This window comes from Mesobacillus sp. LC4 (genome assembly GCF_053543455.1).
On the sequence record NZ_JBGCUB010000001.1, the window covers coordinates 1,104,336 to 1,118,402 of the forward strand.

A 14,067-nucleotide genomic window follows, 5' to 3' on the forward strand; every position below is an offset into this window, starting at 1 on the left:
CTAAGAAGGATCGGTACTATTCCTACTAAGAAGGTTATTGCAGATATGATAAAAAAGCCCTAAGAGTACTTAGGGCTAAGATTATTTAGAGCTTTATTTTTACAGCTTTTGTTGCGACGAAGCATTTAATAAACTCATCCAGTGGCCTTCTGCCGCCAAAATCGTCCTCATACAAACCAGCAATGACTAGGCCTGCATCAATTTGACCTTGAATCTGGTCTTCTAGTGTATGAAAAAATTCAATGGTATTGTTTGATTCTATATATTTCTCTTTTTCATATTCTGTCAGGTTGTCCAGGGATGAACCGGGAACTTTATTCTTCACCACAAGATTCCCTTTCATGTCCTCTTCATCATCAAAGATGAATAAAAGAGGATTTGTAAATCCCGAAATAAGGGTTCCATTGTTTTTCAATACTCTTGAAGCTTCTTTCCACACAAGGGAAATATCATCAACGAATACATTGGCCACCGGGTGGACGATCAAATCAAATTCTTCATCACTGAATGCCGAAAGATCCGTCATGCTGCACTGCAGAGTGCTTAATTGAAGTCCGTCTCTTTTAGCGACAAACTCATCCTGCTCCAGCTGTTTTCTGGAAATATCAACAACCGTTACATCCGCTCCTGCTGCCGCTAAAACAGGCCCCTGCTGTCCTCCGCCAGAAGCAAGACATAGAACCTTCAAGCCTGCCAACGATTGAGGAAACCAATTTCTAGGGACTGGTTTTCCCGTTGTCACCGTAATTTCCCATTCGCCTGCTTTGCTCTTTTCAATTATCTCCCTGGAGACAGCCTTGGTATATACTGACTCACTTTCAACCTTCTTGTCCCAAGCAAGACTATTTTGTTTAATAGCGTCCATTCTATTCACCCGTACTTTCCTAATCTATTATTTTTTACTTACTGCAATTTTTAAAATATGCTCATAAAGCTGGTGCCAATCATGGTAATATTCTTGTACCTGGTTAGGATCCAAGAAGATTCGTTCTGAGGATTCGTATTCTGCTTCGAACTCATGGACTTCCGTTATATCCATCCGGTAAAAGACCTGGAAACCGATTTTTGGATATGGACTATCCTCATTCCATTGGGTGTTTTCACTATGATCGACTATAATACAACCTAAAAACGTACAATCACCAGAAACATAGGCCTCTTCCATGGTTTCTCTCTTAAAACACTCCTCAGTAGATTCATCTGCCTCAATATGACCACCAGTCATATCCCATCCGCGTTGATTCAAATTAACTAGGAGCACCTTATCATCGTGGAAGCAGAAGCCATGGACACTGCTAATCAAATCCCTGGGAGGAAGCTGTTCCTCTTCCTGCCATGATAACTTTACTTTTGCATGATCCCAGTTTACATATGTAGTGACCAACCATACTCCCCCTTTCAGTTTTGCCAGCCCATTCCTTCCAATTGTAACCAAAATATGAAGTGGGTGACAATATAAAAAAGCATTGGCAAATTGGCCAATGCTTTTTAAGTTTCTAGAAATTCATGCTCAAGGTGTGAAGTCAATCATTGTCATTAGCCCTTTTGCCTGATTCTTTCAACAACAGTGCCTATTTCATCAGGCTTGGCAAATTCCACTGGTGAAAAACCTTTTTCAAAGGTGATCGTATCAGCTTCAATCATGATGACATACTTACCGTTAACCTTTGCAAGATGGATACTGTCACCATAATCAGCCAGCAGACCTTTAACGGAAATGTGATCGAGCTTCATCTTCAGCTCCAGTTCAGGTGTATGCTCGATAAGCTGAGCAGCCGCTTCAATCACCTGCTCTGGTTCGAATCGCTCCTGGAGTTCACGTTTATCGCTTGCAGCCCAGATTTCCATCGCATTCTCAAGCTGCTCCCGTTCCTCACTTTCAGGCTCAAAGGTTTCCTCCATATGCCCTCTGACCATTTCAATGACCTGGGTTTTAACAATTTCCGGCATCGACTGGCCATACTCCACGTATTTCAAAAAGTCTTCAAAATAACGTGCATGCGAAGATTGATTAATTTTCAATTCATTATCCTGGATCATTCCCTCTTCTGGCATATAAGGATATTGAATTGATTTCATATTCTTCGTTGTGATCGCCATCTCAACCTGCCGAATCAAAGTCGATTCATCTGAAATGGAAGCTACTTTTGGTTCAAAGTCACATTTCAGGATGAACACAAACGCATCGTCGAAAAACTTGCGAAGCTTTGCTCTAGCCACGATAAACGCACCGCCTCTCACAGCGCTTGTATCAACGTAGGCAATGGCAAACTTTTCACTCTCTTGCTGGAATGCCTCTTTTGACTCCGCAAAGCGAACACGATGAAATAAATTGTAGTTTGGATTTGATGTTAAATCATGTCCTTCTTCAACGATGAAGTATCCGAGTTTTGTAGGAACTTCGTCCGTCTTTGGATGACGTTCCACCTTGCGCTTGACGATTTTTGCAAACTCCCCATCGAGGAAATCCTTTAATGGACCGGATTCATATTCTTCCTCATTCAAAGTCTGGAAATGCTTATATCTTTTATCTGCTTGCTCCCCTTTGCCTTCTACCTGTACAACATAAAAAGAAAGGTATTGAACTTCAAATTCCATGATCAAACTCCCTGCTGACTATATTTAATGAACGCTTTGTAGATAAGCATTAATAAGGTTTTTAAAGACATCCGATAAGCGCGAAAATACAGCATCTGATTATGGATGCTGTATTTCAGCGTCAATTCATTAAGACGAATTCTGTTTTGCTTCCTGTTTGTGTAGAGATAACCTCAAGTCTTGCATCAATTCTTTCCTTTAATTCAGGAACGTGGGAAATGATCCCGACAAGACGGCCGCTGCTTTGAATATCGATCAATGCTTCGATTGCCTGATCGAGTGACTCCGGATCAAGGGTTCCAAACCCTTCATCAATGAACATGGTTTCAAGCGAAACACCGCCAGCGTAGTTTTGGACCACATCGGCCAAGCCAAGCGCCAGTGACAGCGCAGCCTTGAAGCTTTCACCTCCAGATAAGGTCTTGACATGCCTTTCCTGCCCTGTGTATGCATCTAGCACGAGAAGTTCCAAACCACTTTGGACATTGCCTTTTGAACGATCCGTTTTCCTCATTAGCAGATATCGGCCACTCGTCATTTTGTTCAACCTTACATTTGCCTCCTGAAGGATATCATCGAGGAAAGCTGCTAGTACAAAGCGCTCGAATGTGATCCTATATGTGTTCTGACCCTTTGAGATTTCATATAAATGACCTACCAGTTTATATTTTTCCTCAAGCACCTTCATTTGTTCATTTAAGGTAACAACCTGTTCAAAGATCGATTGATTGTCGCGTTTTTTCATATTCAAATCCTGATACGCCTCGTCAGCTTCTTTAATCTTCTGGTTTAATTCTGCAAAGCGATTTTGGAGTGTATCCATATCCGGCTTTTTAACTTCCTTTAACATCTCTGTAAGTTCTGAAAAACGATCCCTTACAGACCGGACCTCTTCACGATAATTCCTAACATCTGATTCAAGCTTTTGTATGGCTTGCTCAGAAATTTTAGCCTGACTATAAGCTTGGTAGTTTTCAAACCCCTGTGCTGTCATATTGTCTTTGAATGTTTCGCGTTCGGTTGTCAATTTTGCTTCAATTTCTTTTATCCTTTTTTCAGCCTCTTCACGACGGGCAGTTTCGGTTCCCAGCAGTTCCTTGGCATCCTGGAAGTTTTTCCGGGCCTGTTCAAGTTCCTGATCAAGCTGCTTTTGCAAAAGTTCTGCGGAATGGAGGCTTGCCTCGAAGGCATGGAGTGATCGAAGCTCAGCTGGTATCCTTTCAATCATTCGATCCAGCGTCGTCTTCTTTTCTGTATACTGGATGATCAGTTTTTGATAGCCTTCGTCCAACTCTTTCAATTGCTGCTGCAATTTTTCTTTTCCTTCTTCGAATCTAGTGATTTCTGCTTTTATTTTCTCAAGGTTGTTTTTCTTCAAAGAAAGGTTTTGCTGCTCTTTTTTTAGCTTTTCTATATCCCTTTCTGTCAACATCACAGCATCGGACAGCTGTTCCATTTCAAATCCAGCCAGGAAGCCGGTAATTTCAGCAAGTAATTCCTCTCCAGCCTCGTTCAAAGACCTTAGGTTCGCTTCAGTTTCAATAAAAGATTTTTCAGCACTGCTCTTTTCTTTTTCAAGAAGAGAGACTTGTTCACGTGCAGCTTTTAGATCCTCTTCAGTAGGTATGAAGCCTTCGCTTGCTTTTGCTGGCGAGGGATGATGGTCTGAGCCGCAAACTGGGCAGGAATTGCCGACGCTAAGCTTTCCGGCCAGCACAGCAGCCTGGGAATGAAGCCACTTTTGCTCCAGCTCTTCTGCTGCGGATTTGCCATCGTTTAAACGGGCAACAGTCTGGTTAAACAGCCCCTTTCTTGTCTCAAAGCTTTTTTGGGCCTGATGGCGTCTTTGGTTATGAATGGAAAGTTTTTTCAGCTTGTCCAGTTCACGGATCAGTTTTTCCAGCTGCCTGTCATTCTCGAAATAAGTAATCTGAGCTGTTTCTGCCTCTTCCTTGCCAGCCTGTAAAACCTTTAGACGGTCTTCAGCCGTCTTAAGGGTATTTTCAGCCTTTTCCCGTTCTTGTTTTTTTGCATCGAAGGTTGCTTTAATTTTCTTTACCTCGGAATCAATGCGGGAAAAGGCCAGGACCTCTTCTTTCATATTCACCAGCTTACTTAGTTGGTCAGCCGCCGCCTTCCGTTCTGGTTCACGGTCGATTTGCTTCTGTTGTTCCTGTTCAGCAGCCTTCAGTTTCTCTGTTAAGTATTCGATTCGTTTCGTTATTTGTGCAGCCTGGTTCGAAATGGTATCAAAATCAGCCTTCAATCTGTGGCAGAGCTGTTCCTGGGCGTCAAGCAGTGCTGCTTTTTTCGCCAGCATAGACTGCTTCTCTTTTTCAACAAATAATGACTCCTGTGCTTCCAGTTTTTCCTTCACTGTCTTCAAGGTCTCAAGAGATTGAATTTGTTTCAATGTAGCTTCTGCTTCGAATAGGCGCTGCTGCATCTGGTCGCGTTCAAGCTGAAGCTTTTCACGGTCTTTTGCCAGATGCTGAAGCTTTTCCTCCATTGCGTTTATTTCCTTTTTCAGAAACGGGAGGATCAAGGCATCATTCACACTGCCCGCTGCTACCAGCTCCTTGAGTTCATCATTCTCGACAGCTTTAATGCTTCGCAGCTGGGTGTCCCTCTTTTCAACCTGGCCCTCAACCGATTTTTTCAAAAGAGTTGCTTCTTCTTTAAGTTTCTCTTCTACCCTTTTATAAATCTCAGTATGGAATAATCTCTGCAGGATGACTTCTTTTTCCTTGCTGTCAGATGTTAGCAGCTTGCGGAATTCCCCCTGAGGAATCATCAGGATCTGCCGAAATTGATTGCTGTCGATGATCATGATTTCCTTGACTTTTTCATCAACTTCGCGAACATTCGATGCTAGCAGCTGCAATTCACCATTTTCATCAATCAAATAGAGTTCGGCTTTTGCTCCTACATTGGTTGTTCCTTCACCTGACTTCTTTTTCCTCTCCTGTTGTGGAGATCTTGTGATTCGATAAGTCTTTCGGCGAAGAGAAAACTCCAAGGAAACCTCTGTCAAAACATCATCTTCTGCGAACTGGCTCCGCAAGTCAGGCCCGTTCCGATCCTCCCCGCTTGCCTTGCCGTAAATCGCATAACTGATTCCATCAAAAATCGTTGTTTTACCAGAACCTGTTTTCCCGGAAATGACAAACATCGTCCTGTTCTCCAACTGTTTGAAGTCGATAGTTTCGGTACCGGCATAAGGACCGAACGCCTGCATGGTCAATTTTAGAGGTTTCATTTTTGCCCCTCCTCTTTCAGCACATTGCCAATCACATCTGTCATGACGCCTCGTTTTTCGTCTGTGAATTCACTTGTCGTCATTTCCTGGTAAAACTGTTGGAATAGCTCTAGTTCAGATTTTTTTTCTTCCTTTATGGATGTGAAGCTTTGCTTATGTTTTTGGTCGATGGATTCTATTTTTCTCTCAAGGTGGAGAACATTTGGGAAAACCTGACGCAGCTTGCCCATTGGGTCAATCATCGCCCCATCATCAAGCAAAGTTACTTTTAAATAGTCATTCGTATTCTCTTTTTCATAAAAGGATGGATCAAGTAGCTGTTCTAAGTGGCCTTCCAACTCCCGCATATCCTGCTTCGGTGTTAAAGTCTTATAGCGCATCTCGAAACTGCCGTTATCATTCATTTCAACTATTGAAATGGACTTCCGCTGTTTTGCCTCGGAAAAGGAATATTTTAAAAGCGATCCAGAGTACTTAATCTTGTCATGTTTGATCGCATCAGGACTGTGAAGGTGTCCGAGTGCTGTGAAGGAGAATGGGTCAAATAGATCCTGCGTAACACAGCCAGAACCGCCAACTGACAATGTCCTCTCCGAATCACATGAGTCTCCGCCAAGAACGAAGGCATGTCCTACAAAAACGTTTGGCTCGTTTGGCTTCAGGTTTTCTTCTATTTTTCCTACCACTGCTTTCATTGCATCCTGATGGGAATGGATGGAAGAATCGTCCAGCAAATGGCGGACAACTCCAGGTTCCGCATAAGGAACCAAATGAAAATTCACACCATTGATATGTACTGGTTTAAAATTGTTTGTCAATTTTCCTGTAAGGTAAAAATGATTATGGCGATACCATGAGCTCCCAAATGACAGGCGCTCTGCACTATCGTGGTTCCCAGCAATTGCAACAACAGGAGTGTTCAGCTCCACATTAATCCGGAACAGCACTTCATCAAGAAGCTCGACGGCATCTGTTGGCGGTACAGACCTGTCATATAAATCACCTGCAATCACTACAGCATCAGGTTGTTCTTCTGCAACAAGCTCAACAAATTGATTCAATACTTCTCGCTGATCTTCCGTCATGTACATCCCATGGACCAGCTTCCCAAGATGCCAATCAGCTGTATGGATAAATTTCATCCCCAATCCCCCCTGTTAATTAAATTATCTATTTAAATAATTCATAAATGCTTTTTTGACAATGTTTCTATTATATCAAACTCAAAAATCTAATGTGCACTCAAAAAAAGGAAAGTGAAAGGAACGTTTGTTCTGATTCTATCAAACATCCAATCTTAAATCTACCTGAATTTTCCTCTTATTTTGTCTATTCTTTAACAGTTAGTAGTTGATTCTCAGATTTGACTTTTCTTCTGCAGTTTTCCACAATAGAGTTAAAGACAAATAATAAAAGCAGGGATAAGAATGGTTACAAAATCAAAGGCATTATATGAATTTTTGGTAGAGCATGCAACGGATTTTTCAGAGGATTGGCTTAAGCACCAACGTGTAATAAAGGGTTCGGATTACTCTGCTGATGCTCCTTCTGAAGTAATGAACAGAGTGAAGGAACAGAATTCAAACTATGTTCGTCTTGTTGCCAAATCGCTTTATCAGACTGAGGAAGAGATGAAGGAAACGATTTCGGCATGGACGAGTCAGACTGCAGCTGACCGAATCCAATCTAAAACAGACCTCACAGAAGTTGCTTGGAATTCAGGTGTTTTTCGCCGAGTTTACTGGGAGTATGTTCAAAAGTTTGTTAAACAGACGGAAATGGAAATCACACTGGACGACGTATTTACCTGGGAAAAAAAGATCAATTACACACTGGATTATGTCTTTGAAACCTTTATCGTTGTTTTTATGGAAATCCTTATGAACCGATTAGCCTCCCAAGCCACCTTGATCAAGGAATTGAGCGCTCCAGTGATCAGCTTGACAAACGAAGTCGGCCTCCTTCCATTGATTGGTGAAATTGATACAACTAGAGCAAAAAGCTTGATGGAATCAACACTTATTCAAAGCATTGATGCACGAATTAATACCTTGATTGTCGATCTTTCAGGGGTCGTGATGGTTGATACGATGGTAGCCCATCAGATCTTCAAACTGATGGACGCATTAAATCTCCTTGGCGTGCGATCAATCGTAACAGGTATCAGGCCTGAAGTTGCCCAAACCGCTGTTCAGCTCGGAATTGATTTTTCCGGAATAACAACGGAAGGTAACCTGCAGAATGTCGTAAAAAAAATCATTCGAAAATAAAACCTGCTAGCAGCCACTAGCAGGTTTTTCTTCTTAAGATGAACATCCCCCTCCACAGCTTGAACAACTGCTCGAACAGCTATGGCCTCCACCATCGTTATGAGAATCATTTAACCCTCCCGAACCGCAAAAAATGGCACTGCACCCGGAGGTACCGTGGGCCTGGTTTGAATAGGCATAGGCTTGAGCATAATCCCAATACTCATCAAAGTAGTAATAAGAATAAAACACCATTACCAAGCTTAATCCAGATAGGTCACCAAATAGCCCTGGTCTTTCAAATGACCCTTTTTTATCTGTGTGATAGATTTGTTGAGCTTCCCTTAATTGCGCTCTTAGCTGGGTTATTAAGTAATTCACCAGTTCCTGATTTTCTTCAGTTACGTTAAATAACTGCTGTTTCAATTCATGATCACTAATTGAACTCATTTTTTGGAGCACTTCCCTTTCCAATGGATAATGGAAGAAATCTCCCCAAGCCTGCCAAGAATACTCTGTTATTTCAAACAGCTGAGCGAACACCCAATCAAAAAATGCCCTTGCCTGGGGTGCTGGTTCAGGTTCCAAGTTCGGCGTATGGTGAAGCATTTTCCCAAGGAATTGATTGGAAAATCCTTCATATTGCTTCGTGAACATGAGCATCTCATGCCAAACCTCATCCACCTTGCTGCTGAACATTGGCGTGCTTTTCAAAAAAGAATTAAGGAAGAAATACCGTTTTAGTTCAAATAGACGCCACTCGAATTCATCATCAGACACTTCGGGATGGTCACTTAAAAAACGTTGTTTCACTTGATGGATGTATTCATAAGGCAGTGCACTCTCTAGTCTTTGGAAGGTAGCTGATGCTGGAACCTTTTCCAGCAAGCCAAGGCGATCCGGGATGTTCTCCTTCAATAAAACTTTCTTCTTGCTTCCATTGCCAGAGAAATAGGAAATCGCAAAAAGGATCCCTGCTCCAGCGGCAATCGTTAAGAAAATACCCATTTATCATGCACCTCACCTTATGTAATCATTGTTAACGTTAATACGGTTTTCTTAATGGAAAAGTTTCATAGTGGGTGAATTTTTATGATTAAAAAAGCCCAGCCAGCTGGCTGAGCTTCAAGTTGGAGTGAAGGGAGCAATTGTTTTAAAAAGTTAGCAGGAAATCATCTTTACAATGTTTTGGTGAAGCGAATATGGAAGGTTGTCCCCATTGCAATCTGGCTTTTCACTTCCACCTTCCCTCTCATTGCACGAATGATGCTGAATGTTACCATCATGCCAAGACCAGTTCCTTGCTTTCCTTTTGTCGTGTAGTATGGTTCACCAAGCCGGGCAATTTGCTCTTCATTCATCCCGATCCCTGTATCCCTGACAAGAATATGGACCACAGAACCGGTGAGGAACGTCTGGATGATCAATTCACCGCCATTTGGCATGGCCTCCAAACCGTTTTTCATCAGATTGATGAATCCTTGCTTAAACTTCGAGCGATCTCCTGATATAAATAAACCTGGACTGAATTTTTTTGTTATTTTAACACCATTCAAGTTGGCCAAAGGGCTAAGTACATTAAGTACATGATTCAGTTCCTTCTCGACTTCGATTTTCTCTTCTTTTTCAAACGCTGGCCTAGCAAAAGTCAGATAATCATTGATTACCTCTTCCGCCCTCTTCAATTCCTGGACAGCAATATCAATGAATTCTTTTTTCTTATCTTCAGGATAGTCTTTCTCACCTAAAAGCTGCAAAAAACCTTTTACTGTGGTTAGCGGATTGCGGATTTCATGAGAAATTGACGCACTTAAATGGCTGACGGCTTCGATTTTATCAGCCTTTGCCAACCTTTGGCGAATAATGAAGGTTTGGCGGATCGTCTCAATTGAATAACTGACTAGACCTGAAGTTAAGGCAGGAATCAAGATGAAGCTGATCCATGCTTCTGGATGACTGATGGGTTTGTTAACTATGGCGACCATCTGCATTAATAAAAAGGAAGTAATGACTGTCAATAAGACAGAGACACCGACTCTGCTATTCAAGCTTAACCTGTTAAACCAGGGGTGAATCCACTTCAAAAGGATGGCAAGTCCGGAAAAGACCCCAACCGACACCCAGAACCCATCGTTTATTCCCAAAAAACCTCGCATTAGAAGAGTAACGCCTGCAAGAACAAAACTATAACCGGTATAGAGGCTTCCGAGAATCATCGGCACCTGTCGAAGGTCAAAGCGGATGCCATCCTGAACTTGTACTGAAAATATATAACAGGTAAAAATCGATATTATAAAATAGAATAATTGATATGTTTCACGCTTCTCTTCATTTACTTGTCTTTCAATGATTAACTGTGTAAAAAACAGCAAGACAAGTAGCAGCGAGAGGTTCATTAATAAATGCTTTGTAATTTCCACTGTAACACCACCATAAGTACTTATAAAGATAGTATTATAATCCATTGAACAGCGCAAATTTTACCCATTATCACCTTTTTATTCCTTATCATTTGTTTTATATTGGAAAAAAGGAGTGTTGTATATGTTATTATGGATCATCATTGTTTTGCTTGTGCTTGTACTTATTGATGTTGTAAGACTACATAGAAAGGTCGACCGATTGTATGAGTTCTTAAATCCAAAGATTCCACCAACAGTTGAAGAAATCGAAAACATGCTAACATCGAAGAATGATAGCCTTGAATAAAAAATGGCTTCCTTACGCACTCGTCCTTATTTCAGTCTTATTAATTTATATATTGGATACCTATAATTCACGAGTGCCAGAGCAGGAAAAAGAAGCATCTACTAGTATTCCGAAAGCTGTCATCACGATTGACGGTCAGGAAGTATTGTATAAATCAGGTACGTTTTCCTGGGTAGAAAAAGGAATCGGACCTGTCGTCGACCAGGATGAGCCACCAATCCTGTTTCATGATTTGCTTCCTGTAAGCGTAAAACCATTCAGCAAGTTGAAGATCACTTTACCTGAAAAAGCCGGGATTGAAACTGTTTCCGTTTATCGCTCACGAGGAGATTTGGAAATGGGCCCACTGCCTTTAGAAACGATTTTTGATGATACCTACACTTTTAACAATGTGGCTGGGCTAAGTACGGTAATCATAGAAGCCGGCAGGCAAGATAAAGTCTATCATTATACTTTTCCAATCATCATAGAAAAATTGATTTCTTATCAATCCCAGCTCGCCGAAGAAAAAGGCTATTTGGCTGTATTGGAGCTATATCTACCAGACGCACAGCAGCAAAATTGGGCTCTTGAAGAGGTAAACAACAAGTATTTTCACAAAGCTCATTCCATGCAGGTGAATAATGTTGAAGAAGCACGCCAGCAATTCCCCGATTTAACAATCGAAGCACTGCCGTATTATGCCATCTTCAATCATGAAAGACTGCTCTATGAGGCAAATAACCGGGAAGATTTCTTCAAACTGCTGAAAGTAGCGGCACCTTAAGGAAACTGATATTTTATTTTCTCAATCTATGGCCGTTGAAACCTCTATGATGGACATTTTTCTTTGGATAGCTTTGATTTATGTCCGTTACAACCTCGATGACGGACATTTTTCCTGATAACGCCGAGATTTTTGTCCGTCATAGCCTAGATGACGGTCATTTTTTTGAATGAGCCATGATTTTTGTCCGTCATATCCTGGATGATGGACACTTTTTTGAATGGAAGTCATGATTTTTGTCCGTCATAGTCTAGATGACGGACACTTTTTTGAATGGAGCCATGATTTTTGTCCGTCATACCCTTGATGATGGACATTTTCTATCGATATAGCCATGATTATGTCCATCATGATCTGCCTGGCGGGAATTCATCATCATGAATAGAAAAGCAGCCTCCTGAGGAGGCTGCGAAAGTCAATTTAGCTTTTTTTCAATTTGTTCTCGGGTCATTTCGATTTTTCCGGGCAATACGAATAGATATTGAATTAAATCTTCCAGTAAATCCATGATTAGTTCAGTCATTTCATCATCCATCTCGTATTCCAACTCAAGCATCTTATGGAGCGCCCCTTCAGGTTTCATCAAAGGGCTTAATGAAGTGACTGCTTTATCCAAATGAATATGGTCCGGCAGCATTTCGAATTGCTCGTCAAGAGTCAAGCCCTTTGCCTTATCCCCCAGGAAGTTTTTCAGCACATTCTCAAGAACCCGCTTGGCCAGTACAGCAGTTGCTGTATTTTCTTTTGAAAGATAGACGCTGACTGCTGATTTATAAGCCCTGACCAATTCTTCTGGTATTTTAGGAATGTGCTCGATCTGGTTTGTTGGATCAGTTGAGCTTTGTGGATCATATATGTATACATCAGGTTGTGTCATGTTTTCCCTCGTAATGATCACAAATGGAACACTATTTTTACATGAGGGGCAAACACTTTCAGTCATCAGTCCATGTTTGCTGCTCTGATACGTCGACTTAAGTACAAACTCCACCTTCTCCTTGCAAACAGGACAGATATTTCTGATACCCTTAGGGACCTTCAAATGTCCGAACTGACTATAAGATGTAATCGAGCCGGCAAAGATTCGCCTCATTTTCATGCCCCTTTCTGTGCCACAGTTTCCATTCGCTTTCAATAGTATACTTTTCCATACTTCCCTAAAAATTAACCATGCTTTTATATATCCCAAATTAATGCAATAAAAACTTTACTATTGACTATGCTCTAAGTTCATATCAATTTGTTTTCCCAAAAGTCTTGAAATAAATTCCAGGGTGCTAAGTGAGGAAATATCCTGCTCAAGGAGAGGCAGGAAAACTTGTCTCTGATTCTTGAATTGTTCTTTGATTTCTTCTAGATATAATCTTTCGTTCGATCTCCTTTGTGCCATGAACCTTCCATCTGCCTCCTCAGGGATAACCTTGTTAACAACGATGGAGTCCACATGAATCCCATGCTGATGCAGTGTTTCAATTGCCTTGGCTGTTTCAAGTATTGGCAGACGTTCGGCGTTTAGTACAAACACATACTCTGTTTGTCTACCGTCAAGCAGGATTTCCCTAACGCGTTTGAAGCGATTTTTTCGTTCATTCAGCTTGTCATATAAAGGGTCGTCTACGATTTCACCATCGTTCATCCACTGCGCGTAATTTTCGTTCACCTTTTTCCGCCGTTCCAACAGCCCGTCCATCCAGACACCCATCAACTCCGGCAAAGTCAGCAACCGGATTGTATGACCTGTCGGTGCTGTATCAAAAACAATGGCATCATAATTTGTTATTTCCTCCAAAACCAATGAGGTGATTTTGTCAAACAGCGCTGCTTCTTCTGCCCCAGGGGAGGATGCGGCCATATCAATCTGTCTGTTGACCTCCTCCAGCATGGTCGCTTTCACCAGTCCTTTCAAATTCCCCTTTACACCATTGATGTAGTTCCTGGACTCCTGCTCCGAGTCAATCTCCAAAACATCAAGATTTCGGGTTGCTCTTTCAATTTTCCCACCAGTGAAGTTCCTATGAAATAAATCACCAGTATTATGGGCGGGATCTGTTGAAACCAGCAGAATCTTTTTCCCTTTTTGCGCAAGCAAGAGTGCCATGGCTGCTGATGTTGTACTTTTGCCAACACCGCCTTTTCCGCCAATAAAATAAATCTTTTTATCCAGTATAGTCATAACACTTCCTCCTAACAGCAGCGTATTCCTTCAAGCGGGGATTTCTCCATACCTGCCCTCAGATGCCAATCATGGAAACGTTCGATAATGACAGGGTAGAGTTCCAAGGTATAGTAAAATGCCGGGTTAGGCAGGCCGAGCATTTCCGAAAAACAAAGGAGCATAAAAAGGTCTTCTTCGTCTCTTAACTCACGGGCAATTTCCGTTCTGTGCGGCTGCCTGAGGATTTCATCGTATACAGCGATGGCACGCTTGAATTGGTCGTAGAAACCCATTATGCTTTACCTCCTTTCCAAAATGACAATAGAGACCG

Annotated in this window: 13 protein-coding genes; 3 read left to right on the plus strand and 10 right to left on the minus strand. The window is 41.7% G+C overall.

Annotated elements, in window-relative coordinates; all coding sequences use genetic code 11:
* Positions 1–85: 85 nt before the first annotated feature.
* From AB5I83_RS05685 to AB5I83_RS05705, 5 genes are all read right to left on the minus strand, one after another.
* Positions 86–865, minus strand: coding sequence for a class I SAM-dependent methyltransferase (locus AB5I83_RS05685; protein ID WP_448973511.1), 780 nt, complete (start codon positions 863–865; stop codon positions 86–88).
* A 27-nt stretch (positions 866–892) separates the two neighbouring features.
* On the minus strand, positions 893–1,384 hold the full coding sequence (locus tag AB5I83_RS05690) for an NUDIX domain-containing protein (RefSeq protein WP_448973513.1): 492 nt from the start codon (positions 1,382–1,384) through the stop codon (positions 893–895).
* Between the two features lie 152 nt (positions 1,385–1,536).
* The gene (locus AB5I83_RS05695; RefSeq protein WP_167830769.1) at positions 1,537–2,598 is read right to left on the minus strand and encodes a DUF3900 domain-containing protein; all 1,062 of its coding nucleotides are present in this window, start codon (positions 2,596–2,598) and stop codon (positions 1,537–1,539) included.
* 121 nt (positions 2,599–2,719) lie between these two features.
* Entirely contained in the window at positions 2,720–5,857 is a 3,138-nt protein-coding gene (locus AB5I83_RS05700; RefSeq protein WP_448973515.1) for an AAA family ATPase, read from the minus strand.
* Positions 5,854–6,999 carry an exonuclease SbcCD subunit D gene (locus AB5I83_RS05705; protein ID WP_448973517.1) on the minus strand — a complete coding sequence of 382 codons (1,146 nt, stop codon included), beginning with the start codon at positions 6,997–6,999 and terminating at the stop codon, positions 5,854–5,856. The genes AB5I83_RS05700 and AB5I83_RS05705 overlap by 4 nt, the downstream gene beginning before the upstream one ends.
* Positions 7,000–7,284: 285 nt before the next feature.
* Here AB5I83_RS05705 and AB5I83_RS05710 point away from each other — a divergent pair, with 285 nt between their 5' ends.
* Positions 7,285–8,127 carry an STAS domain-containing protein gene (locus AB5I83_RS05710; RefSeq protein ID WP_448973519.1) on the plus strand — a complete coding sequence of 281 codons (843 nt, stop codon included), beginning with the start codon at positions 7,285–7,287 and terminating at the stop codon, positions 8,125–8,127.
* A gap of 33 nt (positions 8,128–8,160) precedes the next feature.
* Here AB5I83_RS05710 and AB5I83_RS05715 read toward each other — a convergent pair whose 3' ends face one another.
* A complete protein-coding gene (locus AB5I83_RS05715) occupies positions 8,161–9,114 on the minus strand; it encodes a hypothetical protein (protein WP_448973521.1) in 954 nt (317 codons plus the stop codon).
* A gap of 170 nt (positions 9,115–9,284) precedes the next feature.
* Positions 9,285–10,526, minus strand: a complete 1,242-nt coding sequence (locus AB5I83_RS05720; RefSeq protein ID WP_448973523.1) for an ATP-binding protein — start codon at positions 10,524–10,526, stop codon at positions 9,285–9,287.
* Between the two features lie 124 nt (positions 10,527–10,650).
* On the opposite strand from AB5I83_RS05720, the gene AB5I83_RS05725 reads away from it, so the two are divergent.
* On the plus strand, positions 10,651–10,815 hold the full coding sequence (locus tag AB5I83_RS05725) for a hypothetical protein (RefSeq protein ID WP_448973524.1): 165 nt from the start codon (positions 10,651–10,653) through the stop codon (positions 10,813–10,815).
* Positions 10,808–11,581 (plus strand): hypothetical protein, encoded by a 774-nt coding sequence (locus tag AB5I83_RS05730; RefSeq protein ID WP_448973526.1) that lies wholly within the window; start codon positions 10,808–10,810, stop codon positions 11,579–11,581. The genes AB5I83_RS05725 and AB5I83_RS05730 overlap by 8 nt, the downstream gene beginning before the upstream one ends.
* Positions 11,582–11,996: 415 nt before the next feature.
* Here the strand turns inward: AB5I83_RS05730 and AB5I83_RS05735 are convergent, their stop codons facing one another.
* The 3 genes from AB5I83_RS05735 to AB5I83_RS05745 form a co-directional block, all read right to left on the minus strand.
* The gene (locus tag AB5I83_RS05735; protein ID WP_448973528.1) at positions 11,997–12,674 is read right to left on the minus strand and encodes a hypothetical protein; all 678 of its coding nucleotides are present in this window, start codon (positions 12,672–12,674) and stop codon (positions 11,997–11,999) included.
* Between the two features lie 117 nt (positions 12,675–12,791).
* Entirely contained in the window at positions 12,792–13,754 is a 963-nt protein-coding gene (locus tag AB5I83_RS05740; RefSeq protein ID WP_448973530.1) for an ArsA family ATPase, read from the minus strand.
* Between the two features lie 11 nt (positions 13,755–13,765).
* Complete coding sequence (locus AB5I83_RS05745) at positions 13,766–14,029, minus strand: cory-CC-star protein (RefSeq protein WP_167830760.1); 264 nt, start codon at positions 14,027–14,029, stop codon at positions 13,766–13,768.
* Positions 14,030–14,067: the final 38 nt, after the last annotated feature.

What these genes read in the sequence shown, in the direction of transcription:
- AB5I83_RS05725 (WP_448973524.1), top strand. Translation starts at nt 10,651, where the DNA reads ATGTTATTATGGATCATCATTGTTTTGCTTGTGCTTGTACTTATTGAT.
- AB5I83_RS05700 (WP_448973515.1), bottom strand. Translation starts at nt 5,857, where the DNA reads ATGAAACCTCTAAAATTGACCATGCAGGCGTTCGGTCCTTATGCCGGT.
- AB5I83_RS05685 (WP_448973511.1), bottom strand. Translation starts at nt 865, where the DNA reads ATGGACGCTATTAAACAAAATAGTCTTGCTTGGGACAAGAAGGTTGAA.
- AB5I83_RS05710 (WP_448973519.1), top strand. Translation starts at nt 7,285, where the DNA reads ATGGTTACAAAATCAAAGGCATTATATGAATTTTTGGTAGAGCATGCA.
- AB5I83_RS05740 (WP_448973530.1), bottom strand. Translation starts at nt 13,754, where the DNA reads ATGACTATACTGGATAAAAAGATTTATTTTATTGGCGGAAAAGGCGGT.
- AB5I83_RS05745 (WP_167830760.1), bottom strand. Translation starts at nt 14,029, where the DNA reads ATGGGTTTCTACGACCAATTCAAGCGTGCCATCGCTGTATACGATGAA.
- AB5I83_RS05695 (WP_167830769.1), bottom strand. Translation starts at nt 2,598, where the DNA reads ATGGAATTTGAAGTTCAATACCTTTCTTTTTATGTTGTACAGGTAGAA.
- AB5I83_RS05735 (WP_448973528.1), bottom strand. Translation starts at nt 12,674, where the DNA reads ATGAGGCGAATCTTTGCCGGCTCGATTACATCTTATAGTCAGTTCGGA.
- AB5I83_RS05705 (WP_448973517.1), bottom strand. Translation starts at nt 6,999, where the DNA reads ATGAAATTTATCCATACAGCTGATTGGCATCTTGGGAAGCTGGTCCAT.
- AB5I83_RS05715 (WP_448973521.1), bottom strand. Translation starts at nt 9,114, where the DNA reads ATGGGTATTTTCTTAACGATTGCCGCTGGAGCAGGGATCCTTTTTGCG.